This is a genomic window from Arthrobacter sp. Y3224055 (assembly GCF_059090825.1).
The window spans coordinates 502,914-515,827 of record NZ_JBNHGB010000003.1 but is presented as its reverse complement, the minus strand read 5'-3'; the positions used below and the strand labels follow the sequence as shown (position 1 = coordinate 515,827).

Below are 12,914 nucleotides of genomic sequence, written 5' to 3'. Positions count from 1 at the left end.
TGCATTGTAATAACCTCTTTCGCCTTGCTTATTCGCGCGGCTTTATTCGGATTGGTAGCCCCACAAATCATACGTTGGTGGACTCGAACTGACTTGGGACCGGCAAGTAGGAAGACAAAAACTGACGTATGATAGAGTCAGTGGCTATCCTTTGGCTCTGATGCTGATCGGTGGCGCCATCGTTGATACAAAATGCATCGTAGGACCTGAACCTTGCGATTCGTTCAAGGCGCCTTAACCCCTCGCCCGTAGCTGGGTCGATGTACTCATACCGCAGCGTGCCCGGCACACCTTGGCCGCTGGCGAGCACATAGTTCAAATACAGGGACCCTGCAGCCGCTATGTCCCTGGTCGTTCGAAATGTTGCGCGCCGTGTCTCTTCGAAAAAAGCGGGGAACTTTCTTTCAATCTCTTGAAGGACGGAGACCCGTAAAGCCGCCGCCGTATGATAAAACTTCCGCGTTGCGACGACACCGAATTCTTGCTTCAAGATCTCACGGGCTCTCTTAGCAGCGGTAGATGAAGCAATCTCCCCCGGTTCCGGCTCCCTGAAGTCCACCAAAGCCCTAGACTGAAATACTTTGCTGATGCCGCTTGGGTGGAAGAAGTGCTCAGGGCTAACGGGACGGCCCAAAAACATATCGTCGTTGAGGTATAGGAAGTATTCAGATAAACCTTCAATGCGGTGAAGGTTAGCTTCAATTGCATGAGAATTAAAGTTAGGTAAACCATCATCACTTGGCCATATGGATCGATGGTCGACGACTTCTACTTGGGAATGGTTGAGGTCAAGCCAGGCAGGCGTCTGGCCTGCAGTCACTATCCATATCTTGTTAACCCACGGCGCAAACTGCTCGAGAGAACGCAGACTAAAGCGAAGTTCGTCATGATCTGCGAACCGGGCATCGTGGTGCGCTCGTTCGGTGAAAGCAGCAACATCGGCCGAGCCCGCAGCTTCCCCTTTGCTTCGCAGCCAGGCATCATCCGAACCATCAACCCATGTGTAGACAACGTCAATTTTCATTTGGGACACGGAGAGATGACGGTAGTCCGACCACGACTTTGGCACATAGTTGGTGTCAACTGCTGCAGATTCGAGTTCCGACAGAGTGGTGGACTGTTCCCGCCAGACAGGAGGATGCAGTATGCCGCTGGCGTCCCGGGACCAAAATTCGAGGTCAACTCCTTGAGCCGCGTCCGCTTGGAAGGCTGAGTCCTCGGTAGCCCGGACGAACTCCCATATCCTTACGGCTGGCCAGGAAACGGTGCCAGCCGCATCGATTCCCTTGACAACCCTACTGGGAACATTGGCAAAGGTTAGACCAGTACAATACCAGCCGCGAAACTTCGGGTTTTTACTCAGAGCGGTAAGCACTTTTTTTCGGTAGGACGCATCTATCCCGAGGGCGCTCGGCTGGTGGGGTGGCGTAGGAATCGCCCAAAACGGAATGTTCAGGTCAACGAGCAGTTCCATTAGTTTTGATCTGGAAAATTTGCGCTGTTCAGGCAGCTTCAACTCCGGATTGGTTCGAGCGACGATAGGAAGCCGTCCATACGAGTGAATTCCGTAAGCACCGCTCAGACCCTGCATGCGGGCACGAGCAGTAATGGCGCGAGCAGAAACATGGCGAGATGTCTCTACTAGTACTCGATCGGTTACCCGCTTGACAGAAGCTCTAATCATTTTTCAACTCGCACTAAAAACTGGTGGCATTGATTTTTTGTCCATGGAAAAAAGCGCTCATGTGAGTTCTCGTACAATTTGTCCGATACTGTCCAGGGTTCGCTTTAGTTCGTCAACGTGTCTCTCGTCAAAGGCGGAAAGGACTCGTTTCAGTTCAGTTGTAGAAATTCCGCTTGTACGTGGCAGGTAGACGACCTCGACCCTGTCCTCTAATTCGTCGAATCTCCCTCGCCAGTCCTCACCCATGCCGAATATATCAACTCGAAACACATCAATATCATGGCTCTTTTGATCCCAGCTTTCCTCAGGTATGGCCTCTGAGACGTACCGGATCGATCGGACGATCTCGATCCGCTGATCGAACGGAACAATCGGTTTCTTACCCTTGATGGCGTTGAACTCATCGGTGGAAACACCGACGATCAGTCTGTCGCCGAGAGCGCTTAACCGCTTCAAGATGTTTAGATGCCCAATATGGAACAGGTCGAACGTCCCATAAGTGAGAACGGTTTTACCCACGTGGCACCTCAAATCTCGTTGTAGTCTCTAGGTAGTCCAGAATCTAGCTTAGGCCAACCGCTTCCATCGTCCCTGCGATCCCAAGCATCGCGTCGCCTAAATCACAGGCCACCTTCCGGCTTTTCCCATCCTGAAGATGGTTTTCCACCTGAGTTTGCGCCGAAATTCTTGCGGCCCCCAAGGATCATGCTTCCACCCGGCCCACCAGCCGGAGAACCAGGGTTTGAGCTGGTGCGGTTGTCGGCGCGAGCGAACAACCTGTATTAGCGTCCACGAGCCCACATAAGCCCAGCTGAACGGCCAGTGCAGGTTCCGTCTGGCCAGCCAGACGCGGTTGCGGGCGTTGAGACGGAAGAATTCCTCATGTCGGCGAGGATCGATTACCGGGTGTCCGGCGCGCAGGTCCCCCGCGTACCACGTCCGGAAGCCCGCGTCCCAGACACGCCACGCAAATTCGATACCCTCGTGCGCGTACCAGAAACTGGACGGCCAGCCTCCGGTGGCTTGGAAAACGTCCCGGCGCATCGCGATGGCCATCTCCACCACGGAAAAGACATTGCTCGACGCCCGTACGTCGCCCTTACGGAGCCGAGGAACCCAGCGCTGCGGGGCAACAGGACTGGCAGGGTCCTCGATTCTGGGCTGAACCATGCCGAGGTCCGGATGCTTTCGAAAGAGCCGGACGCAGGAGAGCAGAAAGTCAGGGTCCGGCAGCCATGCATCGTCGTCGAGGAAGAAAAGGTACTCCCCTTTGACATGCGGCACGCCGGCGTTCCGCCCAGCGGGGATGCCGATGTTCTCCTCGATATGCAGCGTTTTGAAATCGGCCGGCACGTCTTCCGGATCCCAGCCATTGCCCACCACTACGACATCCAGCCTCACCCCTTGCTGCCGTTGCAACGATTCGTATCCTCGTTGCAATTCGGCGGGGCGTGTTCCCTGAGTAAGCATGACCACCCCGAAGGTCGGTTCCTGGGATCTCATGTCTTGTTGCATGCCGCTCACTTCCGCAGCCTAGGCGAGGCCATGATGGCGACGAAATGGCCGATATTTACGAACAGGACGGCGGGCACCAGGACGAAGAGCAGCCAACGCTCCCCCGTTACCTGCTGACCGGCTGCTACCGACACGATGGAGGCGGCCAGGACCAGCAAACTCATCTCCACCGAATGCAACACCCGGTGGAAGGGCAGGAACCGGGCAAGCCGACGAAGCCTGCCGACAAAGGACGTGGCGGGAACGGCTTTCGCCTCTGCCGTATCTGGGAGCTTGTCCATCCCTGCCAACGCCCGGGAGGCGTGCACCATCTCGTTTTGGGCCTTGTTAAGGACGATAAGGAACGCCAGCAGCGCACCGAGGAACAGATAGAGGTAGGCCTGCCCCGGGTCGCGGCTCAGCAGGCCCATGTCTCCCAGGCACCGCAGCCCGAGTGCGATGGGAATCAGCCCCTCGGTCGTGTAGTGGCCGATCTTGTCAAGGAAGATGCCTTTGGGGCTTTGAGTGCCGCGCCACCGCGCGACTTCCCCGTCGCTGCAGTCGAAGTACAACTGCAGTTGCGAGAAGAAGACCGCGAGCAACGGTCCCCAGATTCCCGGTACGAGCAGCGATGCGGAAATTGCCCAGCCCGACAGAATCATGAGGCCTGTGACGCCGTTCGCGGAGATCGGGGTGCGGACCAGGACGCTGGTGAGGTAGATGGAGATGTGCCGAAGATAGAGCTCGGCGGTCCAGTGCTCAGCGTTTTTTCTGCTTCGGACCTCTGGCGGCTGGGCCACGGAGCGGAGCTGCTCCAGGGTGGGGCGCGCCGGCCGCTGAACGGCCGTCACGACTTCCTCCGGCTGGTATCTACGGTTCCTGCCGCTCCGAACAGTCGTCCGCGGAGATATCCCAGCCCCCAGCTGATGTGGATTCCTGGCAGCACCGCCAGCAGCCGCAGTCGTTCGGGTCGACCAAGGTCGCCTGGCATGCTTGCGGAGGCGTACGTGACGCCCGCCCCGTAAAACGCAGGGACGGCGGCCACTGCACCCGCCAGAAGCCGCAGGCTAGCCGGCCACGTCTTGGCCGTGCCGGTGGCGAGCATGCTGGCGGAGCCAACGCCGACGCCCAACGCGGCCACCAGTACTGGCGGCAGGAAGTGCCTGACGGATTTTCCTTCCTTGTGCCGGTTAGCCAGCTCTGCCCGCCAGATGCCCGCGGCGTAGAACTGCCGGACCAGTTTTCCCCACTGCGCGCGCGGCCAATAGACGACCTTCAGCTCCGGGTCGAACCAGACCGTGTAGCCGGCTTGGCGCAGGCGCAGGCACATGTCCCAGTCTTGGCCCCGCCACAGCGTCTCCTCGAAAAATCCGACCTCGTCGAAGACCTCGCGTCGGAAGACGCCGAGATAAGCGGATTCTGCAGGGCCCTCAGGTGCCCCGCTGTGATACGCCGCCCCACCGAGTCCCAGAGGCGATACATAGGCGGCTGCGACTGCCCGCTGAAAGGGAGTCTTGCCTCGGGCGTCCATGAGCCCCCCGACATCAGCCGCACCGGTCCGCCGCAGCGTTGCCACCCCGCGCTTCGTGTAGTGAGGCTCTAGTTCCGTATGTGCGTCCACCCTGACAACGACCGGATGACTCGAAGCTTGAAGGGCAAGATTCAGTCCGGCCGGGGTACGGCCGGTGGGGCTGTTGACGCTGCGTAACCGCGGTTCCCTCGCCTGCAGGTCCGCCACGATCCGGTCAGTCTCATCCGTTGAAGGCCCCAGCGCCAGAACCACTTCCTTTGGCCCGGGGTATTCCTGGTTCAGGATGCTGCGGACCGCGTCCTCGATATGCGCCGCCTCATTGAGGACGGGCATGATGTAGGACACGCCAGGGTACTCCTCCAGCGGAGGCAGGACGGATGCCGAAGTCACTATTTCCTGGACTCCTTGTAGGCGTCCACGACTTCTCTCGGGTCGCCGTCCATTTCCAGCACGCCTTTATTGATCCAGATGACCCTGCTGCAGGTATCCAGTATCGATTTCATCGAGTGCGAGACAAGGAAAACGGTACCGGCGTTCTCGCGTATCTCACGGATGCGGGCCTCGCTCCTCTGCCGGAAGCGTTGGTCGCCAACCGCAAGTGCTTCATCCACGATGAGAATCTCGTGCTGCTTGGAGGCGGCGATGGCGAATTTCAGCCGCGCCTGCATTCCGGATGAATAGGTCCGCATGGGAAGGTCGATGAACTCTTCCAACTCGGCAAACTCGACGATGTCGTCCCGGAGCCCGTTGATTTCCTGCTTAGAGAACCCGAGCGCGAGCCCGCCCAATTGGATGTTCTTTTCCCCCGAGAGGTCCGGGATCAAGGCCGCCCCCACGCCCAGCATGTTCGGACGAGAGGAGGCATAGACGGCACCCTGCGCTGGAGGCGTCAGCCCGACGAGCGTGCGCATCAGCGTGGATTTGCCGGATCCGTTCGAGCCGATGACCCCGATGGATTCATTTTCGTAGGCGGTGAAGGAGATTCCCTTGAGCGCGTGGACTGTACGGAGCCTGCCGGCTCCCCGCTGCAGCAGCGATCGCCCGGTGCCCTTGACCGGCTTTCCGCCGGCATGGACGTAGTACTTCACATGCAGATCATCGACGACGACCACGGGTTTACGGGCGGCGCCGGCCGCATCTGTGCCCATCAACGCTTCTCCAGTCTTAGTCGACTCGGCCATACCGCTCCTCAGCTACCCAAAAGAACAAGACTCCGGCAACGAAGACCGCTACGGACCAGACGGAAAAGTAGAGCCAGTAGATCGGATCGTAGTCCATACCCGGCATGAGAACCCCTCGGGCAATGGAGAGGATTTCATGCAGCGGGTGGAAGTCGAACAGCGCGATGGCCCAAGGATGCGATGCCAGGATGCGGTCGATGGAAAACAGAACGCCGGAGGTGTAAAAGAGGATCCGGGTGACGAGCGGGAGTAACTGGGTCAGGTCCCTGACGTGGACCGTGAGTCTGGCGCCGATCAGGGCTACGCCCAGGTTGAACACCGTGAAGATTGCAACCAACGGAATGATCAGCAGCCATTCCACACTGATCGGCGCACCCAAGATCAGGATGTACACGAACATCACGGCAAGCATTGGCACGAGTGTCATCAGCTGCTGGATCACGGTGGAGACGGGCAGCGTTATCCGTGGGAAGGCCAAGGACTGCACCAGGGCGCCGTTTCCTGTGATCGATTTGGCGCCGTTGTTCATCGAGGTGGAAAAGAACTCGAAGAGGAACACGCCGATTACCACATACATCGGGAAGTTCTCCGGCCGGCTGGCCCCCTGCAAGATACCGAAGATCGCGCCGTACAGGAGAGCATTCAGTGTGGGTTTGATGAACACCCAGAGCATGCCCAGTCGGTTGCGCTGGTTCGACGCCTCGATCTTGTACCTCGCCATGGCGATGGCGAAGTCACGACGGGTCCATGCTTCCGCGAGATAGCGGAAAAGCGAAGGGCGGGCACCGACTCGGTGGAGGCGGTTCTCGCTCGCATATTCGGCAAGGCTCATGCCAGGTAGTTTCCCTTACTTACAGGTGGACGGTGGCGTCGCCACCCCTGAGGGACCGGCGGTGCACCTACCGAGTTTAGATGATTCAGCCCCGAACCGCGGATTCGCCCTCCCGGAAGAACACGCGCAGTTCAAGGCTGTGCTGGCCCGCGGTGTCCTGGACGTAGATGGCTTTCCCCCCAATTCCCTCCAGCGCTCCCGTGCCCGAGCCCGGAATGATGTGCCCGTCGCTCGCGGCGGCTTCGCCCTCCGCGAGGCCCCAGTGCTGGATCACCATCGTGCCTTCGCGGCCATCGACGGAGCCGGTGAAAACTTCGGAGGCAACGTATCCCGCTCCGGTGCTGTTGCCGGCCATCAGCAGTTCTGCGCGGCTGGTGCCTGTGATCAATCCGTCAAATACTTTGGTCACGCGGACCCGGCTCAGGTCCGAGCTTGTTCCCTCGACTTCATAGGGTTCCGGCACCCAGTCGGTGACGTCGAAGTCGGCGGCGATGATGTGTTCGGCGTCGTTCATGATGCCCTGTTTCTCCTAGATCGTTTGCCGAGCGCGTCAGAAGAGTCGCTGGTCATGCGAGTCGGCGTATTTCTTGCGGAAGAGCTTGCGGGTTTTCGGATCCAGAAACACCAGGTACAGCGCGAAGGCTACCGCCACGATGCAGGCGAGAAGCCGCGCCATGTCGAGGTCGAACTCGATGTAGGGGAAGATGTCCAGCTGGTCGGTGATCGCGTAGATCATCAGGAAGGACGTCACCGCGTAGACGGTCTGTACCTGCCAGTCGTTCCGGATCCCGGTGGCCGCAAACAGCGGCAGCAGCCACACGATGTACCAGGGCTGAATCATCGGGCCCAGCAACACCACTGCGGCCAGTGCCAGCGCGAGCCGACGAACAATCCGGTCGTAGCTGCCGCGGAACATGGTGTAGAGGACGATCAGCACGGCCACCAGCCGGCCGCCGGTGTAGACGGCGGACTGCACCATCGCGCCGTCGAGCCCCAAGCCGCCGGAGACCAGGCCCAGGAAGATCCCCAGCAGCCCGACCGGGGCGTACCAGATCATCAGGCCGGCTCCTTGCTGGCTGAGGGCCCCGACCCAGCCGAATCCCAGCCCGTTGATCATCCCCAGAATCGCCAGCAGCCCGAAGGAAATCCCGGCCGTCAGTGCCCAGTATCCGAATTTGCGCGGCCAACTGGCACCCTTGCCCGCCCACAACAGGCCGACGAACGGCAGGAAGATCAGGGTGATCGGTTTGATGCCTATCGAGAGTGTCACCAGCAAGATGCCCAGCAGTACCCGTCGGTTCGCCGCGTAGTAGAGACCGGCAAGAGCCAACCCCAGCATCAGGGCATCGTTGTGGATGCTGGCGATGAAGGTGGTCAGGAACAACGGGTTGGCGCAGGCCAGCCACAACGCCCGGTTGGGGTTGATGCCGTGCAGTTCGGCAAGTTTCGGTCCGTAGTAGACGCACATTGCGGCACCGGCGATGGCGAGGATCCGGAACATGATGATGGAGTATTCCGGGTGGCCGCCCGTGAGCCAGACGGTGAACTCCTCCATCCAGAGAAAGATCGGTCCGTAAGGCGTTGGGCTGCGTGCCCAGAGGTCGTCGGCTCCGGTCTGCAGATAGTTCTGCAGCTGGTCGTACCCGTCCACGTACGGATTAAGGTTGTTGACCATGACTTTGCCTTGGGCAATATAGGCGTAGACGTCACGGCTGAACAGCGGGATACACAGTGCCAGCGGGGTGCCCCAGGCAACGATGGCGGTCAGCGTTGCCCGCCGTGCGGACTCGCCCCAGACGGTGAACTGCTGGCCGAGCCGCAGCCAGGCCCGCACCAGGATCATGCCCCCGAGGGCGAGCAGGATCACCGAGAGGATCACACCGACCAGTTCCACCCGCAGGAAGATCAGCAGCGGCCAGCGCCGCAGCTCGGACACCGAGGCCAGCCACCCCACCCCCAGCGACCCGAGGAACATCATGATCGAGCCGATGGCGCCCTCGAGGATGCTCCGGGTAGACCGCTCCTTGACGACGCTTCCGCTGCGTGAGCTGGAAGGTTCAGTCGCGGGTCTTTGGGCAGTCATCTTCTCGGCGGTCCAATCACTCCGGGGTCAGTACACCTGGTCCGGTGCGGCGCGTGCCGCGGGGGTGGTCTGCACGCCTCGGAACGGTCAGTCGAAGGCAGCGTGGGAGGCACGCCTGCTTGAGGTGCTCTCTGCATGTTAGCACCGGGCCGGCGGCATTCCCTGCCGCTCTCCCGCGCGGCAGCGCGCCGACGCGATACATTTATCGGGTGCCAATCTCTAATGAACATATTGTCTGGATCGACTGCGAAATGACCGGACTGGACCTCGAAGCCGACGCGCTCATCGAGGTCGCAGTCCTGGTCACCGACTCGGAACTCAACATCCTGGGGGAGGGAGTCGACGTCGTCATCAAGCCCACCGCAGAGGCCCTCGCCCATATGAACGACTTCGTCCGCACCATGCACACCACCTCCAAGCTGCTGGACGAACTCCCGCACGGCATGACGATGGCCGAGGCCGAAGACAAGGTGATGGAATACATCACGGCGTGGGTTCCCGAACCCCGCAAGGCGCAGTTGGCAGGCAACTCCGTTGGCACGGACCGGACCTTCCTGGCCCGCGACATGCCCCGCGTCATTGATCACCTGCACTACCGGATCATCGACGTTTCCACGATCAAGGAACTCTCGCGCCGCTGGTTCACCCGGGCCTACTTCCAAGCGCCGGCCAAGAGCGGCGGACACCGGGCACTGGGCGACATCAAGGACTCCATCAATGAGCTCCGGTACTACCGCCAGGCCGTCTTCGTCCCCTCCCCCGGCCCGGATTCGGCCACCGCGAAGAAGATCGCCGCAAGCATCGGCGCCACGTCCGGGGACTAGGATGTTAGCTGCGCCACTTTCACTGCGGGAATCGCCTAAAGTGGCAAAAGCCAGATGAAAAGCATGTAAACTAGTCTGCGTTGCCTTACTGGTTGGAGACCGGCAGGAACCGCTGGAGCGGGGCCCGTCGGGAGGAACAAGAGGGCACGTGGTGGGTATAGCTCAGCTGGCAGAGCGCCTGGTTGTGGTCCAGGAGGTCGCGGGTTCAATCCCCGTTACTCACCCCGAAGGTCCGGCAGCAGCCGGCAGGCAGAGCCGTCCCGACGCCGGGGCGGCTCTTCGCATGTCCGGCCGCGACGGCGGCGCCCCGCGCCGACATCCTGAGCGAAGGAGAGAAATGACCGTCCGCCCCGTCACTATCACCGGCGAGCCGGTGCTGCACCGCCGGGCAGCTGAGGTCGAGAATTTCGACGACGAGCTCCGCGCGATCATCGCTGACATGTTCGAGACGATGGACGAGGCTCACGGCGTAGGACTGGCGGCTCCGCAGATCGGGGTGGGACTGCGGATCTTCACCTATGAATTCGCCAACGACGACGACGTCCCGCCTCGGGGCGTCCTGGTCAATCCCACACTGGTCCTCGGCAAGGTCTCGGGCGCGGAACCCGACCCCGACGAGGAAAACGAGGGCTGCCTGTCCGTGCCCGGGCACAGCTATCCTTTGAAGCGGGCCGAGTGGGCCCGCGTCCGGGGGTTTGACGCAGAAGGCAGCCCGGTGGATTTTGAGGCGACGGGCTGGTTCGCCCGGGTAATGCAGCACGAGTACGACCATTTGGACGGCAAGCTGTACATCGACCGGCTCAATGACCGATGGGGCAAACGCGCCCGCAAGAACATCAAGAAGGAAGGCTGGGGCGTCCCCGGCAACACGTGGCTGCCGGGAGTCGATCCGGACCCGTTCGGCCACTAGCCGTCCGCCCTGTGGGAAGCGAGATCTTGATCCTTCGAGGTCTCAAGCCCGCAGCGGCAGGATTCCGGTCAACTGTCCGTGAGACTGGATCGATGGTCCTTTTCGCAGCGATGCAGATCTTCCAGCGCGATGTCCCGAAGGCGTTTGAGTTCGTCGATGCGCTTCGACGTCACATTGCCGCGGGCGTACGCGTCGTGCGCCGCGTCCAGCAGCCGCTGGGCCTCCTTGTAATTGACCTGCGCCCGTTCCCAACGCGTCATCTCTACCATGCGGCCATTGTAGGAACGGCGTCGCCGCAAAGCCATAGCGGCGGCAGTCGCGCGGGCGCCCACAGCCGGCTTAGCCGCTTGGATCGCTACGCCCACAAACCAGCATGACGTTCCCGATGCCACCGGCCGGTTAACGACGGGGGCCGGCGGCATTCGCATGCCGCCGGCCCCGCCGTCGTTAGTGCCGTCTCAGGGCGATCAGACCGTCTCGGCCACCGGTTCCAGAACGGCCGGGAAGATCTTCGGGTTGACGCCCGCGATCTCCTCGAGAACGCGGACCACCTGGCAGCTGTAGCCGAACTCGTTGTCGTACCAGACGTAGAGCACGGCGTTCTTGCCGCTGGCAATCGTGGCCAGGCCGTCCACGATGCCGGCACGACGGGACCCGACGAAGTCGGTGGAGACGACCTCGGGAGAGTCGATGTAGTCGATCTGCTTCCGCAGGTCCGAGTTCAGCGACATGCCGCGCAGGTACTCGTTCAGGCTCTCCTTGGTGGCGTCCTGTTCCAGGTTGAGGTTCAGGATGGCCATGGAAACATCCGGAGTGGGGACGCGGATGGCGTTGCCGGTGAGCTTGCCTTCCAGCTCCGGCAGGGCCTTGGCCACTGCCTTGGCCGCGCCGGTCTCGGTCAGCACCATGTTCAGCGCGGCGGAGCGGCCGCGGCGGGATCCCTTGTGGAAGTTGTCGATCAGGTTCTGGTCGTTGGTGTAGGAGTGCACCGTCTCCACGTGGCCGTGGGCAATGCCGAACTTGTCGTTCAGCGCCTTGAGGACCGGGGTGATGGCGTTGGTGGTGCAGGAGGCGGCGGAGACGATCTTGTCCTCGTCGGTGATGTCTGCATGGTTCACGCCGTGCACGATGTTCTTCAGGCCGCCCTTGCCGGGAGCGGTGAGGAGCACGCGGGAAACGCCGGGGCACTGAAGGTGCTGGGACAGCCCGGCCTCGTCGCGCCACTTGCCCGTGTTGTCCACCACGATGGCGTCCTTGATGCCGTACTGGGTGTAGTCGACGGACGCCGGGTCGTTGGAGTAGATGAACTGGATCAGGGTGCCGTTGGCCTGGATGGTGTTGTTTTCTTCATCCACGGAGATCGTGCCCTCGAAAGGGCCGTGCACCGAATCGCGGCGCAGCAGGCTGGCGCGCTTGACCAGGTCGTCGTCGCTGCCCTTGCGGACGACGACGGCGCGCAGGCGCAGGCCGTGGCCCCCGCCGGCGTGGCCGACCAGGATCCGGGCCAGCAGACGGCCGATGCGGCCGAAGCCGTAGAGCACCACGTCGGTGCTGGTGCGCTCGTCGGCGCCGCGCTTGCCGACGATGTCCGCCAGTTCGTTGCGCACGAAGTCCTTCAGCTCGGCGCCGTCACCCTCGTTCTTGAACTTCACCAGCAGGCGGGCCAGATCCACGGAACCCGCGCCGAGGTCCAGTTCGCTCATCGCCTGCAGCACGGGGAAGGTCTCTTCCAGCGGCAGTTCGGCGTCGTCAATCTGGCGGGCGAAGCGGTGCGCCTTCAGGATGCCCACCACGGACTGGTTGATCAGGCTGCGCCCGTGGATGGAGGTGACTACGTTGTTTTCGCGGTACAAGCGCCCGATCATCGGGATCATCGCTTCGGCAAGTGCCTCGCGGTTGGTCCACGTATCCAGGGCCGACTCTGACATCTGGTTCACAGAATTACCTTCCTACATCAGCCGGGTTCTCCCTCGAGCCCGGTTGTCACCGCCGTGGATTTTCACGACGACGCCGGTTGGCTAGACAGTCTGTCCGGCCACACGGCACGCCACCGCCAAGTGCCGGCGGGAAGCTTGCGGATCGGCCCGTTCCCGTCGCCGACCCTCGATCGGCGGCGGCGGAAGCCTGTCCATTATCCATTCTAGAGACTGCGCGGAGCAGGGAGGCACCGTTACAGGTGAACTGCCTCACAGCGAGGGGGATTGATGACCGGCCGGTCCGCTGTACGCCCTAGATCCTTAACTTTGCCACCTACCCTGTAAGAACTCTTAGTTCGAAGGAGAAAACCGCTGTCGACGATGAGCTGCATCAAACGCTACGAATCTCAGGCAAGTCCGAACAAGAATCGAGTTCTTATACGAATCGCTCCCTTCCGA

13 protein-coding genes and 1 tRNA gene are annotated in these 12,914 nt (G+C 61.3%); 3 read left to right on the top strand and 11 right to left on the bottom strand.

Going from position 1 to position 12,914, the window contains the following annotated elements; translation table 11 throughout:
• Positions 1-67: 67 nt before the first annotated feature.
• The 9 genes from AC5RTY_RS10545 to mptB form a co-directional block, all read right to left on the bottom strand.
• Positions 68-1,516 (bottom strand): Stealth CR1 domain-containing protein, encoded by a 1,449-nt coding sequence (locus AC5RTY_RS10545; protein ID WP_494139484.1) that lies wholly within the window; start codon positions 1,514-1,516, stop codon positions 68-70.
• 225 nt (positions 1,517-1,741) lie between these two features.
• The gene (locus tag AC5RTY_RS10540) at positions 1,742-2,203 is read right to left on the bottom strand and encodes an adenylyltransferase/cytidyltransferase family protein (protein ID WP_494012264.1); all 462 of its coding nucleotides are present in this window, start codon (positions 2,201-2,203) and stop codon (positions 1,742-1,744) included.
• A 96-nt stretch (positions 2,204-2,299) separates the two neighbouring features.
• Positions 2,300-3,199, bottom strand: a complete 900-nt coding sequence (locus AC5RTY_RS10535) for a glycosyltransferase family 2 protein (protein ID WP_494012978.1) — start codon at positions 3,197-3,199, stop codon at positions 2,300-2,302.
• A 5-nt stretch (positions 3,200-3,204) separates the two neighbouring features.
• The gene (locus AC5RTY_RS10530; protein ID WP_494012265.1) at positions 3,205-4,029 is read right to left on the bottom strand and encodes a CDP-alcohol phosphatidyltransferase family protein; all 825 of its coding nucleotides are present in this window, start codon (positions 4,027-4,029) and stop codon (positions 3,205-3,207) included.
• Positions 4,026-5,099 (bottom strand): glycosyltransferase family 2 protein, encoded by a 1,074-nt coding sequence (locus tag AC5RTY_RS10525; RefSeq protein ID WP_494012266.1) that lies wholly within the window; start codon positions 5,097-5,099, stop codon positions 4,026-4,028. Before AC5RTY_RS10525 ends, AC5RTY_RS10530 begins: the two co-directional genes overlap by 4 nt.
• Positions 5,099-5,890 carry an ABC transporter ATP-binding protein gene (locus AC5RTY_RS10520; protein WP_493999919.1) on the bottom strand — a complete coding sequence of 264 codons (792 nt, stop codon included), beginning with the start codon at positions 5,888-5,890 and terminating at the stop codon, positions 5,099-5,101. Before AC5RTY_RS10520 ends, AC5RTY_RS10525 begins: the two co-directional genes overlap by 1 nt.
• Positions 5,874-6,722 carry an ABC transporter permease gene (locus tag AC5RTY_RS10515; RefSeq protein WP_494012267.1) on the bottom strand — a complete coding sequence of 283 codons (849 nt, stop codon included), beginning with the start codon at positions 6,720-6,722 and terminating at the stop codon, positions 5,874-5,876. Before AC5RTY_RS10515 ends, AC5RTY_RS10520 begins: the two co-directional genes overlap by 17 nt.
• A gap of 85 nt (positions 6,723-6,807) precedes the next feature.
• The gene (locus AC5RTY_RS10510; protein WP_494012268.1) at positions 6,808-7,236 is read right to left on the bottom strand and encodes a DUF3224 domain-containing protein; all 429 of its coding nucleotides are present in this window, start codon (positions 7,234-7,236) and stop codon (positions 6,808-6,810) included.
• Positions 7,237-7,272: 36 nt separating this feature from the next.
• Positions 7,273-8,805, bottom strand: coding sequence for a polyprenol phosphomannose-dependent alpha 1,6 mannosyltransferase MptB (gene mptB, locus AC5RTY_RS10505; protein ID WP_494012269.1), 1,533 nt, complete (start codon positions 8,803-8,805; stop codon positions 7,273-7,275).
• A 209-nt stretch (positions 8,806-9,014) separates the two neighbouring features.
• Here mptB and orn point away from each other — a divergent pair, with 209 nt between their 5' ends.
• The 3 genes from orn to def all read left to right on the top strand — a co-directional run bounded on the left by orn (position 9,015) and on the right by def (position 10,539).
• Positions 9,015-9,629 carry an oligoribonuclease gene (gene orn / locus AC5RTY_RS10500; protein ID WP_494012270.1) on the top strand — a complete coding sequence of 205 codons (615 nt, stop codon included), beginning with the start codon at positions 9,015-9,017 and terminating at the stop codon, positions 9,627-9,629.
• A 151-nt stretch (positions 9,630-9,780) separates the two neighbouring features.
• Positions 9,781-9,853 (top strand) — tRNA-His (locus tag AC5RTY_RS10495).
• Positions 9,854-9,966: 113 nt separating this feature from the next.
• Positions 9,967-10,539 (top strand): peptide deformylase, encoded by a 573-nt coding sequence (gene def, locus AC5RTY_RS10490; RefSeq protein ID WP_494012271.1) that lies wholly within the window; start codon positions 9,967-9,969, stop codon positions 10,537-10,539.
• Between the two features lie 68 nt (positions 10,540-10,607).
• On the opposite strand, the gene AC5RTY_RS10485 is transcribed toward def, so the two are convergent.
• Both AC5RTY_RS10485 and AC5RTY_RS10480 read right to left on the bottom strand, forming a co-directional pair.
• Positions 10,608-10,808, bottom strand: a complete 201-nt coding sequence (locus tag AC5RTY_RS10485) for a hypothetical protein (RefSeq protein WP_494012272.1) — start codon at positions 10,806-10,808, stop codon at positions 10,608-10,610.
• 198 nt (positions 10,809-11,006) lie between these two features.
• On the bottom strand, positions 11,007-12,467 hold the full coding sequence (locus AC5RTY_RS10480) for a glyceraldehyde-3-phosphate dehydrogenase (protein WP_494012979.1): 1,461 nt from the start codon (positions 12,465-12,467) through the stop codon (positions 11,007-11,009).
• Between the last annotated feature and the right edge of the window lie 447 nt (positions 12,468-12,914).

Coding starts and splice junctions, on each gene's coding strand:
- AC5RTY_RS10485 (WP_494012272.1), bottom strand. CDS start 10,808: ATGGTAGAGATGACGCGTTGGGAACGGGCGCAGGTCAATTACAAGGAG.
- def (WP_494012271.1), top strand. CDS start 9,967: ATGACCGTCCGCCCCGTCACTATCACCGGCGAGCCGGTGCTGCACCGC.
- AC5RTY_RS10535 (WP_494012978.1), bottom strand. CDS start 3,199: ATGCAACAAGACATGAGATCCCAGGAACCGACCTTCGGGGTGGTCATG.
- AC5RTY_RS10480 (WP_494012979.1), bottom strand. CDS start 12,467: ATGTCAGAGTCGGCCCTGGATACGTGGACCAACCGCGAGGCACTTGCC.
- AC5RTY_RS10520 (WP_493999919.1), bottom strand. CDS start 5,890: ATGGCCGAGTCGACTAAGACTGGAGAAGCGTTGATGGGCACAGATGCG.
- AC5RTY_RS10515 (WP_494012267.1), bottom strand. CDS start 6,722: ATGAGCCTTGCCGAATATGCGAGCGAGAACCGCCTCCACCGAGTCGGT.
- mptB (WP_494012269.1), bottom strand. CDS start 8,805: ATGACTGCCCAAAGACCCGCGACTGAACCTTCCAGCTCACGCAGCGGA.
- AC5RTY_RS10510 (WP_494012268.1), bottom strand. CDS start 7,236: ATGAACGACGCCGAACACATCATCGCCGCCGACTTCGACGTCACCGAC.